The following is an 18090-nucleotide window of genomic DNA, read 5'->3' on the forward strand; positions in this document are numbered from 1 at the left end:
CCCTCGGGCGAACCTCCTCAATCAGAGGTTCCCAGATCGCCCATGTCTCGTCCGTAAAGGTGCCTGTTCTGTCTCCTTCTTCCATCCCTACAATATGGGAAGAAATTCAAGATCTAACAGGCCCTAGATCAGCCACGTCCTGTATGAGCATATCACCTGAAAGGGAGCGGAAAACCGTGTTCTGCAGGTCCAGCAGTTTCTTGCGGTGGCTTTCTTCCGTCACGCCTTTCATGAAGGCCATGTAGTACTGTTTTTTGTCTGGCCCGATCCGCGCTGTCGAAATGGACATCTCGGCGGAGACGTAGCTGCCGTTCTTGCTTTCAAACGTAATTTCGCGTGACGTACCAACAATCCGGTTTACGCCGGTTTCACGATTTCGAGCAATATAACCATCATGCTCGTCGCGATATGGTATTGGCACGAGACACTTGACGTTGCGTCCCATGACCTCAGATGCTGTATAACCCCAGAGTTTTTCTGCCGCGCTGTTAAAAAAGACAATACAGTTCCTGTCGTCAATAATGATGACACCATCTCGGGCCTGCTCCAACATGTCCATACAGATATCAGAATTTACATTTTCATCCGTTACCGGGAATACTTCGTTACCCACGCGATCGATCCTCAATATATTTTTATTTGGCAGGTTGTATTACGACGTGACTTGTTCTCAATGGCGTGACAGAAGCCACCGCCCTAGTTCATCTGGAGGCAGGGGTTTCGAAAAAAGATATCCCTGCATGACATCGCAATGGAGACTTTCCAGAAGTTCCTTCTGCTGTTCTGTCTCCACGCCTTCCGTCACGACAGTCATCCCGAGGCGGCTGCCGATCCCGATGACAGCGGTTGTTACGGCCTGAGCATTTGCGTCATGTTCAAGGTTCATGATGAAGCTACGGTCAATCTTGATTTCCGTAAGCGGCAGGCGGGTCAGGCGGGACAGGCTTGAGAAGCCGGTACCAAAATCATCCATGGACAGACCAACCCCCAGGGTCCTGATCGCGTGCAGCACCGCCATCGTGTCCTGGTTCTCATCCATCATGACACTTTCGGTGATTTCTACCGTCAGACGGTGCGGTTGGATCCCGTATTCCTTCAGCAGGCGGTCTATCGTCGCGGGAAGCTGCAGTTTGCGGAAATGACCCGCCGAAAGGTTGACGGCAACGGTGGGCACATGGATGCCTTCGCGATCCCACGCGACAATCTGCCTGCAGGCCTCTTCCAGCGACCACGTTCCGATCGCCTCGATCTGGCCTGTCGCTTCCGCCACGGCGATGAAACGGGAGGGAAAGATATTGCCCAGATGTGGGTGATGCCAGCGCGAGAGCGCCTCGACGCCATAAAGCTTGCCGGAGACTGCGGTGACCTGCGGCTGGTAGTGCAGGGCGAGCCGACCGTTTTCCAGGGTCTCCCGCAGTGCTGAACCCAGCAGCAGGCGATCCTGTGCGGCGCTATGGTCCTCGGGTGTTGCGATGCGGTATGTCCCGGGCGCTTCTTTCTTGACCTGCCGCATGGCGGTTTCGGCGAGACCGATAAGCGACTCACTGTCTGGCCCTGTATCGGGAAACATGCTGATGCCGATGCTGACCGACGGCACGATGTAATTGTTATGTATGTCGATCGGCTGCGTCAGCCCTTCGAGCAGCGTATTCGCGAACTGGACTGCGGCACCCTCCCGGGTGTCGGGCATAACCACAATGAATTCATCAGCGCTCGACCGCCCCAGCACATAATGGCTGCGGCTCAGACGCCGGAGCCGCTCAGCCACGGACTTGAGAAACAGGTCACCATTGGCGTGGCCAAGAGCTTCATTAATGTCGCGGAAACGGTCAAGGTTGAGCATGACGACGGCAAAATGGTGATCGCCCGGCTGGCCAACCTGTTTTTCCAGAAGCGCATGAATGGCTGCGCGATTGAGGAAGCCGGTCAGGGAATCATAGCGTGCCAGATGGGCGATATGCTGTCGGGCATCATACTGCTCGATCACGACACCGCAAAAAGGCACACATCCATCGACAATCCTGCGTATCCATTCGGGCTTGCGCCCCGGAGCACGCGAGAAAAGCGCAAAAATACCGGAAACCTTTCCACGCGGGGACAGGATGGCAGATGCCCAGCAGTGATGCAGTCCAAGCGAGATGCCGAGGGAGTAATAGCTGTTCCAGACAACGGTATCGGCATCGTCCGGATTTTGCATCAGGCCGATCATGTCGGCTTCTGAAAGCACGATGCTTTCCAGTGCTGCCGCGTATCGGCGCGGAAACCCGGTTCCGGACAGGATCTGCAGCTTCTGGCTGTCATCGACAAGCGCCAGCACCGCAACCGTATCGGGCACGAACGTTTCTATTTCACGGCAGATCAGATCCGCGACATCCTGGATCATCATGTCGGTGGACAGAGAACGGAAGACGGTATTCTGCAGGTCAAGCAGGTGCTTGCGGTGACTTTCGTCCGTTATGCTCTTGATGCTGGCCAGATAATATTTCTCCCCATCAGGAGGCATCTCGACCGCTGATATCGCCAGTTCAGCGGGAAGGAGTTTTCCGGCCCTGTCCTGGAACATGATTTCACGTGATGTTCCGACGATCGTATTGACACCGGTCTGCCGATTACGGGAGATGAATGCGTCATGCTCGGATCTCATGCCGCTTGGCAGCAGCATGGCAACATTACGCCCTATAACGTCAGCCTGTCGGTACCCCCACAACGCTTCGGCAGCCGCGTTGAAGAATACGATATTGTTCTGGGTGTCGATGACAACGATCCCATCGGAGGCGCCCTGAAGCAGATGCAGGGCGCGATCTCCTGAAAGTGCTGCTTTCGGCGCGGCGAGAAGAAGCTGGTTATTCATAAAAATATTTTCGCAGTATCAATTGGTTTGTTGTTTTTTACTTACATTTATATACGTATCTTCCGATCCTTCTGCCACGAAATTACGCATATACAACCCGGACTGGCCGCCATCGCTCCGGATCTTCTCACTGTTTTCGGAGGAAAAGGCGCAGACGTTGCCTGGCAGACGCACAACAGCCCAGACGTTTCGGTCCAAACCGGGCATTTCGTTTCCCAGCATGCCAATCAGGGTTACGTTCGCGACACTGTCATAGGTGGCGGTGACGCGTGTAACCTTCCTGAATACAATTGAAAGTTGTATTCGTGTAAGATCGGCATGAAACGTCAGGTCCACGAGCAGTAATCCTGCGTCTGGAGTCCTCTGCCCCAGAATCAGTGTGCCACCTGGTTCTTCCACGCCTAGGCGCGTCCAGAGAACCTGTAGCGGGCCTTTACTGTCAAACTCCATTGTCCCGCCGCGCAGAATATAGTCACGCTCGCAGGATTGCCCGAGTTCCTGCACGCTGGCGCGCAGCCATGAACCGGGCCCGGCGACTAATCGCGCGACAACTCCGCCCTGTCCCGGTTGCTGCGACAGGGAAGCCCCCTGAGCGACCCCAACCAGAGCATGCGCAAGTACAAAGTACCCTCCCCGAATTTCGGTTTCCAGCGGATTACTGATCAGGCCCGACAAGTTGTCGGGCCGGTACCCCATAGTTTTACTACCTTATAATTTCTGTAAATTTTGTTATCGCTTGATATCATTTCCTTGCGTTGGCTGCAATATTTTTGTGGTAAATAAAATGCATCATTAATATAAATGAGTTAGGAATATATACCTGCTTCATTTATATTACAGGTTGTATTTGCGCATATTGATAGTTGCATGGGCGATATTGGAATAAAGCCTATTCATATTTTTCGATGCCGATCTTCGCGCACCTTCATAAATATAATATTGTTTAAAAACAAAATTTTAATTGACTACGCTTCACTGAAGTTCTCTATATGTTCCATATAGCGGAGCAAGACATTAGCTAAGGCAAAATGCTTAAACTGAGATCGGATATTATTCCTGAGCAGAACACCACGGTCCTAGCACTACTTTTGCAGAAAATTTGGAATAAGGATTCCCAACGGGTGTGATCGTGATTCATGGAAGACCAGCTGTAGTGGAAGCTGGCGATGAATGCCGACTGGCGATCGGATCTGGAAGTATGGCTTGCGCCACTTCTGGCCGCACTGGGATCACAAAGCGCAGCGGGCGATGTATCCGGCTTATATTGCAGGCCTGATCGGACCTGGTGACCGCCATTGCGTGCAGCCTATGGCTGCACGCAATGGCGATATCCCTTATGACCGGCTGCATCATGTCGTCAGTGCCGGTGTATGGGACAGTGCGCCACTTGAGGCTGCTCTGTGGCATCATGCTGACCATCTGGTGGGTGGCGAGCGTTCATGACTGATCATCAATGATACCTTGCTTCCCAAAGAGGGAGAACACTCTGTTGGCGTGGCGCCCCAATATGCTTCGACCTTGGGCAGGAAAGCGAGTTGTCAGACACTGGTGTCCGTGACACTGGCTTCGCGTGAAGTGCCACTGATGCTGTCACTCCGTCTGTTCCTGCCCGATGTCTGGACAGCAGATCCGGCACGCCTGAAGCGGGCTGGCGTTCTGACGTGCCCCCCTTTTTGTATCCACTCAAAAGGAGAGTTCCCGTTTTTCATGGCTTGGAGTTGATGGAATAGCAAGGGTCTCGGGGGCATGCCCCCGAGACCCTTGTCTGGCGACCTGATCCGGTGTCCTGCCATTCAGTTGGGAATGTGGGCGTACCGTATTGTAGTCTTCCCGCCAGTCAGCCAGAATCTGGCGGGCATGCGTCAGGGACGTGAACAGCGTTTCGTTGAGACATTCATCCCTGAGCCGGCCATTGAAGCTTTCGACAAACCCGTTCTGCTGCGGCTTCCCCGGGGCGATATAATGCCATTCGATCTGCATCCCGTCGGCCCATTTCAGAATGGCATGGGAGGTGAATTCCGTCCCGTTGTCGCTGACAATCATGAGGGGTTTGCCATATCGCTCCACCAGAGGTGTCAGTTCCCGCGCCACACGTCCGCCTGACAGCGATGTGTCGGCAACCAATGCCAGGTTCTCCCGGCTGAAATCGTCGATAACAGCCAGAATGCGGAACCGGCGGCCACAGATCAGGGCGTCGGACACAAAATCCAGGCTCCAACGCTGCCCAGGCTCCTGGGGGACGGTCATGGGAGAACGCGTTCCCAATGCTCGCTTTCGGCCTCCCCGATGACGGACTTTCAGCCCCTCCTCCTGATAGAGGCGGAACAGCTTCTTATGATGGGGTGTGAGGCCTTCCCGCGCCAGAAGATAGCTCAGGCGACGGTATCCAAAGCGGCGCCGCTGGCCCGCTAGTTCCCGCAGACGCTGGCGCAGGACGACATCGTCCGCCCTGGTCGAAATATAGCGCGCAACACGGCGGGCAAGACCGACAAGCGCACAGGCACGGCGTTCACTCAGGGCCAGAACACCGCGAATATGGTCGACCGCCTGCCGTCTGGCGACAGGCGTCACCACTTTTTTCCAACGATTTCCTTCAGCGCTGCATTATCCAGCATGGCATCCGCCAGAAGACGTTTCAGGCGGCTGTTTTCATCTTCCTGCGCCTTCAGCCGTTTGGCCTCGGACACTTCAAGACCACCATAGCGGGTCTTCCATTTGTAGAAGGTTGCGTCACTGATCCCGTGTTTGCGGCAAAGATCAGAGACCTTCAGCCCAGTTTCCTGTTCCTTCAGGATCCCTATAATCTGCTCTTCCGTAAAGCGACTGCGTTTCATCCGTCCGTATCCTTCTCGATCGGACTCTACTTTAAAATGGGCACATTTTCGGGGGGCACGTCAATATCTGCGTGCCTGAACGTTGCGCCTTCTGTCAGATCAGAAGCGAAGAATTGATCTCCGGACGATGCGTTCACGCACGCGCCAATATAACCTGCAGCCCGCTTCGCTTCCAGCATCTCCAGCATGATGGGTGAGATATCTTATGCAAAGCTTGCGTTCTTGACCTTCAGGAGAGGGATGTCGGTCTTCATACTTCGCACGCCTTTGATCCGTGCAAGGTGTTCACTCTGAAAACGTCTCAGTCCTGGAAGGTTTTCTGCAACAACGCGCAACAGGAAATCACAATCTCCCGCAAGGACATGTGCTTCCGTCACCTGCGGAAGCTTCCCGATTTCCTCGACGAAATGCTCGGACTGCCGCTCGTCTTCTCCTGTCAGCCATATCCTGACAAAAGCCGTCACGCCGAACCCGGCTTTTGCGGGATTCACAACGGCGACATACCCCTCGATAACGCCACTTTCTTCCAGTATCCGCACCCGGCGCAGACATGGCGAGGGAGAAAGCCCGACGCGCCTCGCAAGTTCATTGTTAGGACAGCGGCCATCTTCCTGAAGAACACGAAGAATACGCCGATCAATCGCATCCAGTTTCATTGGCATCATATATCACGAATGAAATTTATGACGCAATCATATGTCAGATATTGGTGGATAAATTGGCATAAACGCAACCCCCTGTCCGCTGGTCCGCGCTATCCTGCCCTCTCTCGCGTCGCAGGAATAGTGATCCGGAGCATAATCGGAGAGCATGAAAACGCCGCGGAACCTTGTGGATTTTCTTCTAAAGCGACGCGTCTTCGATGAATTTGCATACACTTCTTGCCTTCTGGACAATCTCCATCCTTCTTGCCGCAACTCCTGGTGCTGACTGGGCGTATGTCATTTCCGCCGGAATACGTGCTCATGCCGCAGTCGTTCCTGCGGTATTTGGCCTGTTCCTGGGATATATCGCCATTACCGGAACGGTCGCAGGTGGTATCGGTGCGCTTGTCGCCAGCATGCCGCTTGCGGTCACCATTCTGACGTTTGCAGGTGCGGCCTATCTCATAAAACTGGGTATTTCCCTGTTGCGTCATCCTCCCGTGCCGAAAGAGGGACATGAACGGGAAACTGGTGCGCGACGCTGGATTACCAGAGGGTTCGCCATCAGTGGCCTGAACCCCAAGGCTCTTCTGTTTTTTCTTGCCCTTCTGCCCCAGTTTACAAATCCGGGTTCATCATGGCCGATCTTTTTACAGATCGGGATCTTGGGCATCATTCATACAATGAACTGCGTATCCATCTATCTGATGGTCGGATTTGGCGCGCGGACAATATTAAGCAGCCGCCCCAAGGCGTCCATCGTGATGGGCTATATATCTGGAGCGATCATGATTGTTCTTGGGCTGGGTCTGGCATCGGAAGACATCATGAAATTACTCCACTCATGACGATGGAAGATGAAGAGCAAAGATATTAGAAACTGGCTCTCTGCACAGGTTCCATGGATCAGAGTAAAGTTCGCTGTATCGATTTCCCGATTTCCATAAATGTCGAGACTGCTGGGTTTTTTGTAGTAATCGGCGCCCGAAGGACAACGTCAAGTTGAGGCGCGTCTGTCAAAGCCCGTGATATCAGTCCTGCTCCCGGTTCGGTACGCAGCGATGCGGGGATAAGGGCTACGCCCAGCCCTTTTGCAACAAGCTGGATGATCGTGTGCTGCAACCGCGGTTCAAGCACGACATGCGGGACAATTCCCCTGACCGAAAAATAGCTGTTGATCGCGGATCGCAGAGCCGGCGCCGTCGCGGCGGGTGCTGCGATGATCTTCTCCGCGCGGAGTTCCTCAGGGCCGATCTGGCCGACCGTGGCAAGGGGATGGTCCTTTCGCATGATGATGCGTAATCGCTCCCTGGCCAGCAGCACGGTCTGCAGGTGCGGCGCATATCCGCAGTCAAATGTTACGGCGGCGTCCAGTGTTCCTGCCACCAGCATCTCATCGATTTCTGTCGGCGTGCGTTCATCAAGCACAAGCCGGACATCCGGCCTTGACTCTGCATAAAGCTGCACGAGTTGCGGCACGACGCTGTGGGCGGCATGCATCATGAACCCAAATCGCAATTCGCCCTTCATGCCGCTGGCAACCAGCCTGACATCCCGGCACGCCTCCTCAAACTGCCCCAGCACGTTACGGCAGTCTTTCATGAAGTATTCCCCGGCCGGGGTCAGCGCCACGTTGCGCGAGTTTCGTTCAAACAGCTTCACACCCAACGTGCGCTCGATCATGGCAATCTGGCGACTGAACGGCGGCTGGCTCATGTTCATTCGCTCGGCGGCCCGACCGAAATGGAGCGTCTCCGCCAGGGCCATGAAATACTGCATATGCCGCGTGTCCATCTGATACCCTGAAAGCATTGATCGTGAACCATATGAGCATTGGATTATATCAATGGCGTCCGGTAGCGTCACGCTTTTGCTGACCGCCCGAGATCCCTGATGCTGAACAATCTGCTGATCGTCCTGCCTGTCTTCGCCCTCATCCTCACTGGATGGATCGCACGCAAATCAGGTGCGCTGGGCCCCAATGCCACGCGCGAGGTCAATCGGCTCGTCGTCTATCTTGCATTGCCTGCGGTGCTGTTCGACATCGTGGCGAATGCAAAAATGACCGATCTGTGGGAGCCGGGATTCATTGCGGCGTTCACGCTCAGCTGTTTTATCGTGTTTGCCGGGACGCTGTGGTGGCGGGTATCGACAGGACATCATCTTGCCGATGCCGCCATTGACGGACTGAACGCGAGCTACGCCAATACGGGGTTCGTCGGCTTCCCGCTTGTCCTGTCCCTTGTCGGCGATATCGGCATGGCGCCGACGCTCATCGCCACGATCGTGACGGTCTGTGTGCTGTTTGTCATAGCGATCGTCCTGATCGAGGCCGGACTGCAGACCGAAGCACGACCGCGCGACATCGTTGCGAAAACGCTCTTCTCGCTGGTGAAAAATCCATTGCTGGTGGCGCCAGCACTTGGTGGCCTTGTCATGGTATCGGGTGGCCACCTGCCGGAACCGGTTCATGCCTTCCTGAAGCTTCTCGGTGGGGCTGCATCCCCCTGCGCCCTGATCGCCCTCGGTCTGTTCCTTGCCGGGAATTCGGCCGGTGCTGCGTCTGCACGCCCGTCGACTGCCGCCATTCTTGTCGGCCTGAAGCTGATTGCCCAGCCTCTGGTTACGTGGATCATCGCAGCGCCCGTGCTGCACCTGCCGCCAGCAATGACACATATTGCCGTGCTTCTTGCCGCACTCCCGACAGGAACCGGCTCGTTCATGCTGGCGGAATTCTATGATCGGGAGGCAGCCCTTACGGGACGGGTCGTCCTCGCCTCCACCGTGTTCTCGATTGCAACAATCTCGCTCTATCTCGCCTTTGCACCCGCGTAGGGATGCTCACGCGCATTGTGGATGAAGGCGCGGGCCAATAATCTCCACCAGCCAATCCACGAACACCCGCACGCGCGGAGAAAGCTGCCTGTTACTCGGGTAAAGCACAGAGACCGGCGTTGGCGTGGGTGGGAAATCAGGGAGGACTTCAATCAGCGTGCCATTCGCCAGGTCATCCTCAAAGCCATAGCGCGGCACCTGCACGAGGCCAAAGCCGAGCCTGGCCGCTTCGGCGTAGGTATCAACGCCGCCGACCAGAAGGCGTGCGGGAAGCGAGACCTCGATCACTTCATCTCCGCGCGTAAACTCCAGCGGCAGGGGCTGGCCGGTGCGTGAGGACACGAAGCCGACCATCTGGTGCCCCTCCAGATCGTCGGGAGAGGCAGGCATTCCGTGCCGCGCCAGATAGGCCGGGCTGGCGACGGTCATCTCCTCCATAACGCCCAGCGGCCGGGTGATCATGTCGCTGTCTGGCAGTGTTCCGGTCCGGACCACGCAGTCCACTCCTTCGCGTACCAGATCGACAAACCGCTCGCCCTCGCCAAGATGAACGGTCAGCGCTGGATGTCGGGCAAGGAAGTCCGGCAACGCTGGCAGCAGGATCATACGCGCCAGACGGCCAATGACGTCAGCGCGCAACAGGCCGGCCACAGCCCCACTCGCGCCACGATCGGCATCTTCAAGGTCAGCCAGGATCGCCACACACCGGCGATAATAGGCAGCGCCTTCCTCGGTTGGCCGGACGTGGCGGGTGGAGCGCTGCAGCAGTCGGGTGCCGAGCCTTTGCTCCAATGCCTTGATCGCAGCGGTCGCAACCGGGCGGGAGATGCCACAATCAGTTGCCGCAGCGCTGAAGCTGCTGCGGTCAACAATGCGGACGAAGAGGTCGAGTGTAGCAAGCCTGTCCATGGGATTATTCCATGGCGCAAAACAATGCTGGCGGACAGAGCGATCTTATCGAACGGACGATGGTGTGACCAAGATTAGTCCCTCACCAGATGGAGATACCCATGCCAGAAGCCAACACCATTGCCATCGTCACCGGCGGCAGCCGTGGACTGGGCCGCGCCACCGTTGAGGCTCTCGCCCGACGCGGCGTCTCGTCGATTTTCACCTACCACACCAACAGATCCGCAGCCGATGAGGTGGTTGAGAATGTCCAGAGCAGCGGTGCCCGCGCGGTGGCGCTGCCACTCGACACCGGCGATACGCATGCCTTTCCTGCCTTTGCCGAGGAAGTCGGGCGCGTGCTGCGCGAATGGGGAGCAGAACGTTTCAGTTATCTGGTCAACATGGCTGGCACGTCTCATAGCGGGCTGTTTGGCGAGGTAACGGAAGAGGATTTTGACGCCGCATATCGCGTTCACGCCAAGGGTCCGTTCTTCCTGACGCAGACGCTGCTGCCGCTGATCGCGGATGGTGGGCGGATCGTGAACATCTCATCCGGCCTGACGCGCTTTTCCTATCCCGGCTGGATTGCCTATGCCGCCATGAAAGGGGCGGTGGAAGTGATGACACGTTACATGGCCAAGGAACTTGGGGCCCGTCGCATTGCTGTCAATACGGTCGCGCCAGGCGCGATCCAAACCGATTTCTCGGGCGGCATGGTACGGGATAATCCGGACATTGCCCGTCACATCGCGGAGAGCACCGCACTGGGACGCCCCGGCCTTCCTGACGATATCGGCCCCATGATTGCCTCGCTTCTGTCCGAGGATAATCGCTGGGTCAACGCGCAGCGGATCGAAGTTTCTGGTGGTCAGGCCATTTGAAGGCTGGCCGTTCCACAAACGGAACGTCACAATGATATATGAAGCGGCCCGGAGACCATGTCTGGTCTTCGGGCCATGAGCAATAGTGGGCCTGGGCATTGGATGAAATGATCAGAAGCAGTCAGCACAGGCCCATGCCGAACTATCTGTGCTGCACGATCATCGTGCTGGCTGCCTGCGTTCTCCTGCCACGCGTGAGATTTGCCGGTGATCGCACCGCACCTTCCCATTCTCGTTGTCGCCAATCACGATGACCGATGCAACGTTGCCCCGCCACAGGAGGCAAAGCGAATTGGCGCGGCCATGACAGGCAGTCGTGACGTCACCGTGTTAATGGTGGCAGGCGGCACAACCCGGTCTGAAAGAACTGTGGTTCGCTTACGCCACACGGCTATTTTGGCATTGAGGCAGAGGTCATTACCCGCATTAGTGCTTGGCTTGAGGCTATGATCCGGGCTGCTTCCTTGAAGTAGAACACCACTCCTGTCGGCATACGGAGTGGTGTCTCCCCCGGCATCGGGCATTTCTTATGGCGGCAGCCAGCCAGATCGCGACCGAATAAACCGGCAATGTCCAGCCTCGGCCTGCTCACGTCCTGAAGGTGCTCAATATTTCCGCGACAGATAATCACCCGATATCGTATTTCCCGAAATTTCGGTCTGTCTGATGATGGATTATTCCATCGCGAGGAAAATGAAGCCAGCCGTCTCCATGGTTTTTGCAAACATTCTCAGCCAATCTTAATCAGCAGCTTTGTTCCGCTGGACAGAATGGGCATAGCGATCCCCCCAGGTCTTGAGCGCCTGAATGACCGGCTTCAGCGTCTTTCCCAACTCGGTCAGGGCATATTCCACATGCGGCGGCACTTCGGGGAAGACGGTGCGTGATACCAGCCCATCCGCCTCAAGTTCGCGCAACTGATTGGTCAGCATCCGCTGCGTGACGTTGGGCAGGCGGCGGCGCAGTTCACCAAACCGCAGCACCCCGTCCTCGAACAGGTGGTACAGGATCAGCGCCTTCCACTTGCCCCCAAACAGTTCGAGCGTGGCTTCCACCGTGCAGCCGGGGCTACAGGCCAGCGTGGTGTGACGGATGCGGGGCATGGTATCATTCCTGACACTAGTGGCGGTTTATGTGCGTTCTTGCGCACGCCGCAGCCTGGGTCAATGTTTACATGCGGGCCGGACGGATGGCCTGCATTTGTAAACAGGGTTGATCATGTCTTCATCTTCTTTATTCGGACCTGTGCGGCTGGGCGACCTGTCGCTGGAAAACCGGATATTCCTGCCACCGCTGACACGCTGCCGTAGCGCCCAGCCCGGCGATATTCCCAACGCGCTGATGGCCGAATATTACGCACAGCGCACGCAGGCTGGGTTGCTGATTACCGAAGGCACGCAGATCGAACCCCGCGGGCAGGGCTATGCCTGGACACCGGGCATCTACTCCCCTGAACAGGTCGCGGGCTGGAAACTGGTCACTGACGCGGTGCACACAAAGCGGCGGCCCATCTTTGCGCAGTTATGGCATGTGGGTCGTGTCTCTCACCGCGCATTGCAGCCCGGTCATGAGGCCCCGATTGCGCCGTCCGCCGTGGCTGCGACAGGTGTCAACGTGTTCATCCCCACGGGGCCGGGCACGGGAAAGCTGGTGCCGCCCGACATGCCACGCGCACTCTCCATCCCCGAAATCCATGCACTGGTGGAGATGTATGCGCAGGCAGCGCGCAACGCGCTGTCTGCAGGCTTCGATGGCGTGGAGATCCACGCGGCCAATGGCTACCTGATCAACCAGTTCCTATCCGAACGGGCCAATTTCCGCACCGATGCCTATGGCGGCAGCCTGTCCAACCGCCTGCGCTTCCTGCGCGAGGTGGTGGAGGCCGTCTCCGCCGTGGTCACCCCCGACAGGATGGGCGTGCGGTTTTCTCCGCTGTTTGGCACGACCACACAAGAGCGCGTCTATCTCGGCCTGCTGGAGGACGATCCGGCGGAGACCTACACGCAGGCCGTACGCGTGCTGGCAGAGGCAGGCATCGCCTATGTCTCGCTGGCCGAGGCTGATTGGGACAATGCGCCCGAAATGCCGGACGCCTTCCGCGCCAGCGTGCGCGACATCTTTGGCGGCCGCATCCTGTGCGCGGGCCGTTACGACCTGCACAAGGCGCAGCATGTGCTGGGCCATGGATGGGCGGACATGATCGGCTTTGGCCGGAAGTTCATCGCCAATCCGGACCTGCCCGCGCGGCTGGAACATAGTTGGCCGCTCAATCCGCTGGACCCGGCGACGATGTATGGCGGCAGCGCGCATGGCTACACCGACTACCCTTTCCATAACCAATAAACAGGGAAACGGAGCAATGAGTTTTTACCAGACCCTCAACCCGACCACGGAAACCGTGGAACGCACGTTTGAACTGCACACCGCCGCGCAGATGAAGGCGATTGTCGATCGCGCGGACCATGTGTGGAAGACCGACTGGAAAAAGCGCGATATCGCCGCCCGCAAGGTCATCATGTCAAAGGCCGCCGACCTGCTGCGCCGCGACCGGGTGGCCCATGCGCGCCTGATCGCGACCGAAATGGGCAAGGCCCTGCCTGACGCGCTGGAGGAAATCGACATCACCGCCGATATCCTGTCCTTCTATGCCGATGGTGCGGCAGAATTCCTTGCCCCCACGCATCTGAAAGTCAAGGAAGGCCATGCGAAGATCATCAACCAGCCGCTTGGCCTGATCTACTGTATCGAGCCATGGAATTTCCCCTATTACCAGCTTGCCCGCGTGGCGGGGCCGAACCTGATGGCGGGCAACGTGGTCATCGCCAAGCACGCGCCCAACGTGCCGCAATGTGCGCTGGCCTTTGAAAAACTGTTTCACGATGCGGGCGCGCCTGCTGGCGTCTATACCAACATCTTCCTCGACAATGACCAGTCCGCCGAACTGATCAAGGATGTCCGCATCCGTGGCGTCGCCCTGACCGGCAGCGAACGCGCGGGCCAGACGGTCGCGGCCGAAGCGGGGGCAGCACTGAAAAAGGACACGATGGAACTTGGCGGCAGCGACGCCTTCATCGTGCTGGATGATGCGGACCTTGAACTGGCGGTCAAGTGGGCGACATGGGGGCGTTTCGCCAATAATGGGCAGGTCTGCACGGCGGCCAAGCGCATGATCGTGCATGAGAAGGTCTATGACGCCTTCCTCGCAGGTCTGAAAAAGGCGATCGCACAGTTCCACATCGGTGACCCGCTGGCTGAGGGCACCACCCATGGCCCGATGAGCAGCAGGAAGGCACTCGATACCGCACTGGCGCAGACCGACGAGGCCATCAAGGCAGGGGCAACGCTGGTGGCCGGGGGTAAGCGGATGGAGCGGACGGGCTTCTTCATGGAACCGACCATCCTGACCAATGTGTCAAAGGACAACCCGGTCTTCTATCAGGAGATTTTCGGCCCTGTTGCCGTCGTGCACAAGGTTGTATCCGAACATGAAGCCATCGAACTGGCCAATGATTCCCCCTATGGCCTTGGCGGTTCCGTGTTCTCCCGCGACCTTGGCCGGGCGGAACGGGTGGCCGAAGCGGTCGAGACCGGCATGATGTTCATCAACACGGCCACGGCCGCGGCCCCTGAACTGCCCTTTGGCGGGATCAAGAATTCGGGCTTTGGCCGCGAACTGTCCTTCCTGGGTATTGAGGAGTTCATCAACCGTAAGCTGATCCGCGTCGCCTGATAGGAGATGTGTGTTTTCTGCCCCGAACAAAATCCAGTCCGGGGCAGAAAGAGCGTTTCCGAACCCTGAGCTGACCCGGTTGATCCGCTCACACCGCATGTTCAGGTACGATACTGCTCACGTCAGGAGACCAGCAGGCGCTTTCGGGTGATCTTTCCTGATACCGTGGTCGGCAGATGCCTGACGAAGCGGACTTCTTTCAGGCCAATCCAGCGCCCGAGGACTGCGTTGACCCGCGCAACGATTTCCTCGGCAGAAGGCGCGCATGCCGCTTCGGCATCAGGCACCACATAGGCAACGGGACGCTGTCCTCTCAGCGTGTCAGCAATTGCAACCACGGCACAGGCATGAACGGCTGGATGGGTGGCGATGATCTTTTCGATCTGCACGCCCGAAATCCGTCGTCCTGCGACCTTGATGACATCATCGGAACGCCCGAGCATATGCACGGCGCGGCCGGCTTCGATCATGCCTTCGTCGAAGGTGCGATAATACCGGTTCGTTTCATCAAGATAGGCGGCAGGAACACGGATCGCTCCATCCTTCCATATGCCAGTCAGGCAGCCGGGTGGCAGCGGCAGGGAGAGGACAATCTCGCCGCACTGTTCACCGGGTATGGGCGGCACGATGGCCGGGCAAAATCCCGGCGCAGGTCGTCCGATGTCATTCATCAGCGTGACCGGCTCGCGCTCGGGCAGGCCAAAGAAATGAGCGGTGATGCTCCACCCGGTTTCAGTCTGCCACCAGTGATTGACTACAGGTTTGCGGAAATACGACCGTGCCCACTCCAGCAATGTCGGGTCCGCATACTCCCCGGCCACGAAGATGTGGGCCAGCGTGGGCAGGATCGCACCTGACAGGCTGCGGCTTTCCTGCCGCATGAGGCGCATCTGTGTTGGTGTGGTGAACAGGCATTTCACGTCATGCTCATGGCACAGCACGCGGATGGCGGAAGCCGATGCGCCGCCTTCCACGATCACACTGGTGCAGCCGCTGAGCAGCGGCGCATAGACGCCGTAGGAATGGCCAACCACCCAGCCCAGATCCGATGTGGTGAAGAAGGTATCGCCGGGTTTGCAGCCATAAATCAGCTCCATGGACAGGGCGAGGGCGACTGCGTGGCCACCATTGTCACGCACAATACCCTTCGGATGACCTGTCGTGCCGGACGTGTGAAGAATATACAGGGGCTCTTCTGAGCGCAGCGTGACCGGCTCTGCCGGTGCGGACTGTTCCAGCGTGCGAAAATCATGATCCCGTTCCGGCAGAAGCGGAGCCGGACAGGCTTCGCGTTGCACGATCACGCAGGCCTGCGGTCTATGCGCCGTTTTGGCCAGCGCCTCTTTCAGGGCAGGTACGGATGGAACGGGCGTCTGGCCCTGAAAGCTGCAACTGGCAATGATGATGACCTTCGGTGCCACGTCATCAATCCGGCGCGCCAGTTCAGGCCCGGCGTAACCGGCAAAAACCACCACATGCACCGCCCCGATCCGCGCACAGGCCAGCATGGCGATGGCGGTTTCGATCATGGTCGGCATGGCGATCAGGACGCGGTCGCCCTGCCCTACCCCCAGCGCGCGCAGGCCACCGGCAAACCCGGCCACCCTGCCCTGGAGTTCCCGGTAGGTTACCACCTGCCGTTCCTTCGTGGCGCAGGAATGCCAGATCAGGGCCGCCTGCTCGCCGCGTCCGTCCTCCACATGCCGGTCGACTGCGTTATGGCAGGTGTTGAGCGTGGCGTCGGGGAACCAGTCATGCCAACCATCCGCCCGCGTCCTGCATGCGCTCACGGGTGCCTGCTTCCATGTGATGCGTTGCGCCGCCTCCAGCCAGAACTGTTCTGGCTGGCTTATGGCCGCGTCATACATCGCCTCATATGTTGTCCATGGAAGCATGGTGCTTTACTCCGTTCAGGCTACAGGCACGTCTTTGCCGGTGATCTGGCTGGCCAGCCACGCGGCATCACGCGAAACGCCGGAGAACCGTCCCGATCCCCAGGTGTGCAGCCATGGCAGACCAAGGAAGTAGAAGCCCGGCGCATCGGTCACGCCACGATGCCAGACGGGCTTGCCCGCCCCGTTGAAGACAGGCACGTCGATCCAGCGATAGTTCGGGCGGAAGCCGATGCACCAGAGGATCGAAGTGATCCCGGCAGCTTTCAGGTCGAGCGGGGTGTTACTGCCATCGGGCTCCCACACAGGCACATAAGGGGCTTCGGTCGGAGCCGTGATCCCTTCACGGGTGATGTAGGCGTCGATGGATTTCTTGATGTCGGCATTGGTCTTGTCCGCATCATCAAGGTTTTCCGCAAGATCCGGCGCGAAGTGCGCCACTTCATCGCGGATGGTCTCCAGCGTGCCATGCAGGCCAACGCCCTTCCTTGCAAACAGGCGCAGATCAAGGTCATGCCCGCCATTTCGGCCCGTGACGTAATGATTGGTCTTGTCGCGTGCGCCGTCACGCAGAGGGTGATTATCCACCGTCAGGTCATAGAAGTGCATATCCGCAAGCCAGTCCACAACGTCCCGCCCACGGTAGAAACGCGAGACGCGCGGGGCGGAGCCGACACAGAGATGGACCTTGCGTTTTTCAAGGAACAGGTCCTCGACAATCTGCGCGCCGGACTGGCCGCTGCCCACGACCAGCACAGTCCCTTCCGGCAACTGGGCCGCGTTGCGGTAATCCTGCGAGTGAACCTGATGGATGGCGGGGTCGATCGCGCTGGCATAGCCGGGGATGACCGCGTCCTGATAGGCGCCTGATGCGATGACAACATGCTTTGCGTGCCACGTCTCGCCACCTGCCACCACGCGGTAGCCACCACCTTCATGGCGCGTGATGGAGGTAACGGCTGTGTGCTCGCGCAAAGGCGGATTGAAGGAGGCGACAAAGCCCTTCACGTAGTCAATAATCTCCTGCTTCACCATGAAGCCGTGCGGGTCTTTCCCCTTGTAGGGATGACCGGGGAGTTCGCACTGCCAGTTCGGTGTGACCAGGCAGAAATTGTCCCAGCGTTCGTCATCCCACGAATGGCAGGCCGTCTTTGCCTCAAGGACAATGTGCTCCACCTTCTCGCGGCAGAGATACCAGCTCATGGAGAGCCCGGCCTGTCCGCCACCCACGATGATGACGGGGATGCTTTTTTCGTTCTGTGTCATGGTCGTTCTTTTCGTCTCAATAACTGAAAGACAGGACGCGCACCTGCGCGTCGGACTGGTTCAGAAAAGGCGCACTGGCCTGCCTTATGGCCTGAAGCTGGCCAAGGGCGCGGCTGCAGGGGAAGCCGTAGCGGGCGCAAACCCGCTCGCTGGCGTCCGTCAGGGCGGTGTCCGCCTTTTCAAGAAACTCCCGGACCGGATAATCCTGACCGGGCGTGAAGTGGTCCCTTATGACCAGCGATGGGGAGTAACAGTCAGTCTCCTGC

The 18090-nt window shown here is 58.0% G+C and carries 15 protein-coding genes and 3 pseudogenes; 7 read left to right on the top strand and 11 right to left on the bottom strand.

The window, feature by feature from the left end:
- Positions 1 to 124: 124 nt before the first annotated feature.
- The 3 genes and pseudogenes from HNW77_RS15115 to HNW77_RS15125 all read right to left on the bottom strand — a co-directional run.
- Positions 125 to 559, bottom strand: a pseudogene (locus tag HNW77_RS15115) (PAS domain S-box protein); the annotation flags it as partial.
- Between the two features lie 111 nt (positions 560 to 670).
- Positions 671 to 2851, bottom strand: coding sequence for an EAL domain-containing protein (locus tag HNW77_RS15120; RefSeq protein ID WP_172158742.1), 2181 nt, complete (start codon positions 2849 to 2851; stop codon positions 671 to 673).
- 18 nt (positions 2852 to 2869) lie between these two features.
- On the bottom strand, positions 2870 to 3547 hold the full coding sequence (locus tag HNW77_RS15125; protein WP_172158743.1) for a hypothetical protein: 678 nt from the start codon (positions 3545 to 3547) through the stop codon (positions 2870 to 2872).
- Between the two features lie 470 nt (positions 3548 to 4017).
- On the opposite strand from HNW77_RS15125, the pseudogene HNW77_RS15130 reads away from it, so the two are divergent.
- Positions 4018 to 4507, top strand: a pseudogene (locus HNW77_RS15130) (IS701 family transposase); the annotation flags it as partial.
- A gap of 27 nt (positions 4508 to 4534) precedes the next feature.
- Here the strand turns inward: HNW77_RS15130 and HNW77_RS15135 are convergent.
- A protein-coding gene (locus HNW77_RS15135; protein ID WP_172158745.1) for an IS3 family transposase occupies positions 4535 to 5685 on the bottom strand; the annotation gives its coding sequence in 2 pieces (ribosomal slippage) (positions 4535 to 5427 and positions 5427 to 5685; 1152 coding nt in all).
- 203 nt (positions 5686 to 5888) lie between these two features.
- Positions 5889 to 6341, bottom strand: coding sequence for an Lrp/AsnC family transcriptional regulator (locus HNW77_RS15140; RefSeq protein ID WP_172158746.1), 453 nt, complete (start codon positions 6339 to 6341; stop codon positions 5889 to 5891).
- Between the two features lie 206 nt (positions 6342 to 6547).
- Between HNW77_RS15140 and HNW77_RS15145 the strand changes: the two genes are divergently transcribed.
- A complete protein-coding gene (locus HNW77_RS15145; RefSeq protein WP_172158748.1) occupies positions 6548 to 7177 on the top strand; it encodes a LysE family translocator in 630 nt (209 codons plus the stop codon).
- Between the two features lie 58 nt (positions 7178 to 7235).
- Here HNW77_RS15145 and HNW77_RS15150 read toward each other — a convergent pair whose 3' ends face one another.
- Positions 7236 to 8123 carry a LysR family transcriptional regulator gene (locus HNW77_RS15150; RefSeq protein WP_241694513.1) on the bottom strand — a complete coding sequence of 296 codons (888 nt, stop codon included), beginning with the start codon at positions 8121 to 8123 and terminating at the stop codon, positions 7236 to 7238.
- Positions 8124 to 8222: 99 nt separating this feature from the next.
- Here HNW77_RS15150 and HNW77_RS15155 point away from each other — a divergent pair, with 99 nt between their 5' ends.
- Entirely contained in the window at positions 8223 to 9164 is a 942-nt protein-coding gene (locus tag HNW77_RS15155; RefSeq protein ID WP_172158751.1) for an AEC family transporter, read from the top strand.
- Between the two features lie 6 nt (positions 9165 to 9170).
- Here HNW77_RS15155 and HNW77_RS15160 read toward each other — a convergent pair whose 3' ends face one another.
- Positions 9171 to 10073, bottom strand: a complete 903-nt coding sequence (locus HNW77_RS15160; protein ID WP_172158753.1) for a LysR family transcriptional regulator — start codon at positions 10071 to 10073, stop codon at positions 9171 to 9173.
- Between the two features lie 101 nt (positions 10074 to 10174).
- Here HNW77_RS15160 and HNW77_RS15165 point away from each other — a divergent pair, with 101 nt between their 5' ends.
- Positions 10175 to 10936 carry an SDR family NAD(P)-dependent oxidoreductase gene (locus HNW77_RS15165; protein ID WP_172158755.1) on the top strand — a complete coding sequence of 254 codons (762 nt, stop codon included), beginning with the start codon at positions 10175 to 10177 and terminating at the stop codon, positions 10934 to 10936.
- A gap of 225 nt (positions 10937 to 11161) precedes the next feature.
- A pseudogene (locus HNW77_RS18090) lies at positions 11162 to 11409 on the top strand (alpha/beta hydrolase); the annotation flags it as partial.
- Between the two features lie 267 nt (positions 11410 to 11676).
- Here HNW77_RS18090 and HNW77_RS15170 read toward each other — a convergent pair.
- On the bottom strand, positions 11677 to 12039 hold the full coding sequence (locus tag HNW77_RS15170) for a winged helix-turn-helix transcriptional regulator (RefSeq protein ID WP_172158756.1): 363 nt from the start codon (positions 12037 to 12039) through the stop codon (positions 11677 to 11679).
- Between the two features lie 115 nt (positions 12040 to 12154).
- On the opposite strand from HNW77_RS15170, the gene HNW77_RS15175 reads away from it, so the two are divergent.
- Positions 12155 to 13279: an alkene reductase gene (locus HNW77_RS15175; protein WP_172158758.1), complete on the top strand. Its 1125-nt coding sequence runs from the start codon at positions 12155 to 12157 to the stop codon at positions 13277 to 13279.
- A gap of 16 nt (positions 13280 to 13295) precedes the next feature.
- Positions 13296 to 14666, top strand: coding sequence for an NAD-dependent succinate-semialdehyde dehydrogenase (locus HNW77_RS15180; protein ID WP_172158759.1), 1371 nt, complete (start codon positions 13296 to 13298; stop codon positions 14664 to 14666).
- Between the two features lie 122 nt (positions 14667 to 14788).
- Here HNW77_RS15180 and HNW77_RS15185 read toward each other — a convergent pair whose 3' ends face one another.
- The 3 genes from HNW77_RS15185 to HNW77_RS15195 all read right to left on the bottom strand — a co-directional run.
- Positions 14789 to 16561: an AMP-binding protein gene (locus HNW77_RS15185; protein ID WP_172158761.1), complete on the bottom strand. Its 1773-nt coding sequence runs from the start codon at positions 16559 to 16561 to the stop codon at positions 14789 to 14791.
- 15 nt (positions 16562 to 16576) lie between these two features.
- Positions 16577 to 17824, bottom strand: a complete 1248-nt coding sequence (locus tag HNW77_RS15190; protein ID WP_172158762.1) for an MSMEG_0569 family flavin-dependent oxidoreductase — start codon at positions 17822 to 17824, stop codon at positions 16577 to 16579.
- Between the two features lie 16 nt (positions 17825 to 17840).
- On the bottom strand, positions 17841 to 18090 hold a 250-nt coding region (locus tag HNW77_RS15195), incomplete at its 5' end, for an MSMEG_0570 family nitrogen starvation response protein (RefSeq protein WP_172158764.1).

The sequence above is a fragment of the Komagataeibacter melomenusus genome (assembly GCF_013155395.1).
GTDB lineage: Bacteria > Pseudomonadota > Alphaproteobacteria > Acetobacterales > Acetobacteraceae > Komagataeibacter > Komagataeibacter melomenusus.

Bases quoted from the DNA above. Each gene is read 5' to 3' on its own strand.
- HNW77_RS15155 (WP_172158751.1), top strand. From the start codon at position 8,223: ATGCTGAACAATCTGCTGATCGTCCTGCCTGTCTTCGCCCTCATCCTC.
- HNW77_RS15150 (WP_241694513.1), bottom strand. From the start codon at position 8,123: ATGGACACGCGGCATATGCAGTATTTCATGGCCCTGGCGGAGACGCTC.
- HNW77_RS15180 (WP_172158759.1), top strand. From the start codon at position 13,296: ATGAGTTTTTACCAGACCCTCAACCCGACCACGGAAACCGTGGAACGC.
- HNW77_RS15140 (WP_172158746.1), bottom strand. From the start codon at position 6,341: ATGAAACTGGATGCGATTGATCGGCGTATTCTTCGTGTTCTTCAGGAA.
- HNW77_RS15190 (WP_172158762.1), bottom strand. From the start codon at position 17,824: ATGACACAGAACGAAAAAAGCATCCCCGTCATCATCGTGGGTGGCGGA.
- HNW77_RS15120 (WP_172158742.1), bottom strand. From the start codon at position 2,851: ATGAATAACCAGCTTCTTCTCGCCGCGCCGAAAGCAGCACTTTCAGGA.
- HNW77_RS15160 (WP_172158753.1), bottom strand. From the start codon at position 10,073: ATGGACAGGCTTGCTACACTCGACCTCTTCGTCCGCATTGTTGACCGC.
- HNW77_RS15125 (WP_172158743.1), bottom strand. From the start codon at position 3,547: ATGGGGTACCGGCCCGACAACTTGTCGGGCCTGATCAGTAATCCGCTG.
- HNW77_RS15175 (WP_172158758.1), top strand. From the start codon at position 12,155: ATGTCTTCATCTTCTTTATTCGGACCTGTGCGGCTGGGCGACCTGTCG.
- HNW77_RS15165 (WP_172158755.1), top strand. From the start codon at position 10,175: ATGCCAGAAGCCAACACCATTGCCATCGTCACCGGCGGCAGCCGTGGA.
- HNW77_RS15145 (WP_172158748.1), top strand. From the start codon at position 6,548: ATGAATTTGCATACACTTCTTGCCTTCTGGACAATCTCCATCCTTCTT.
- HNW77_RS15170 (WP_172158756.1), bottom strand. From the start codon at position 12,039: ATGCCCCGCATCCGTCACACCACGCTGGCCTGTAGCCCCGGCTGCACG.
- HNW77_RS15185 (WP_172158761.1), bottom strand. From the start codon at position 16,561: ATGCTTCCATGGACAACATATGAGGCGATGTATGACGCGGCCATAAGC.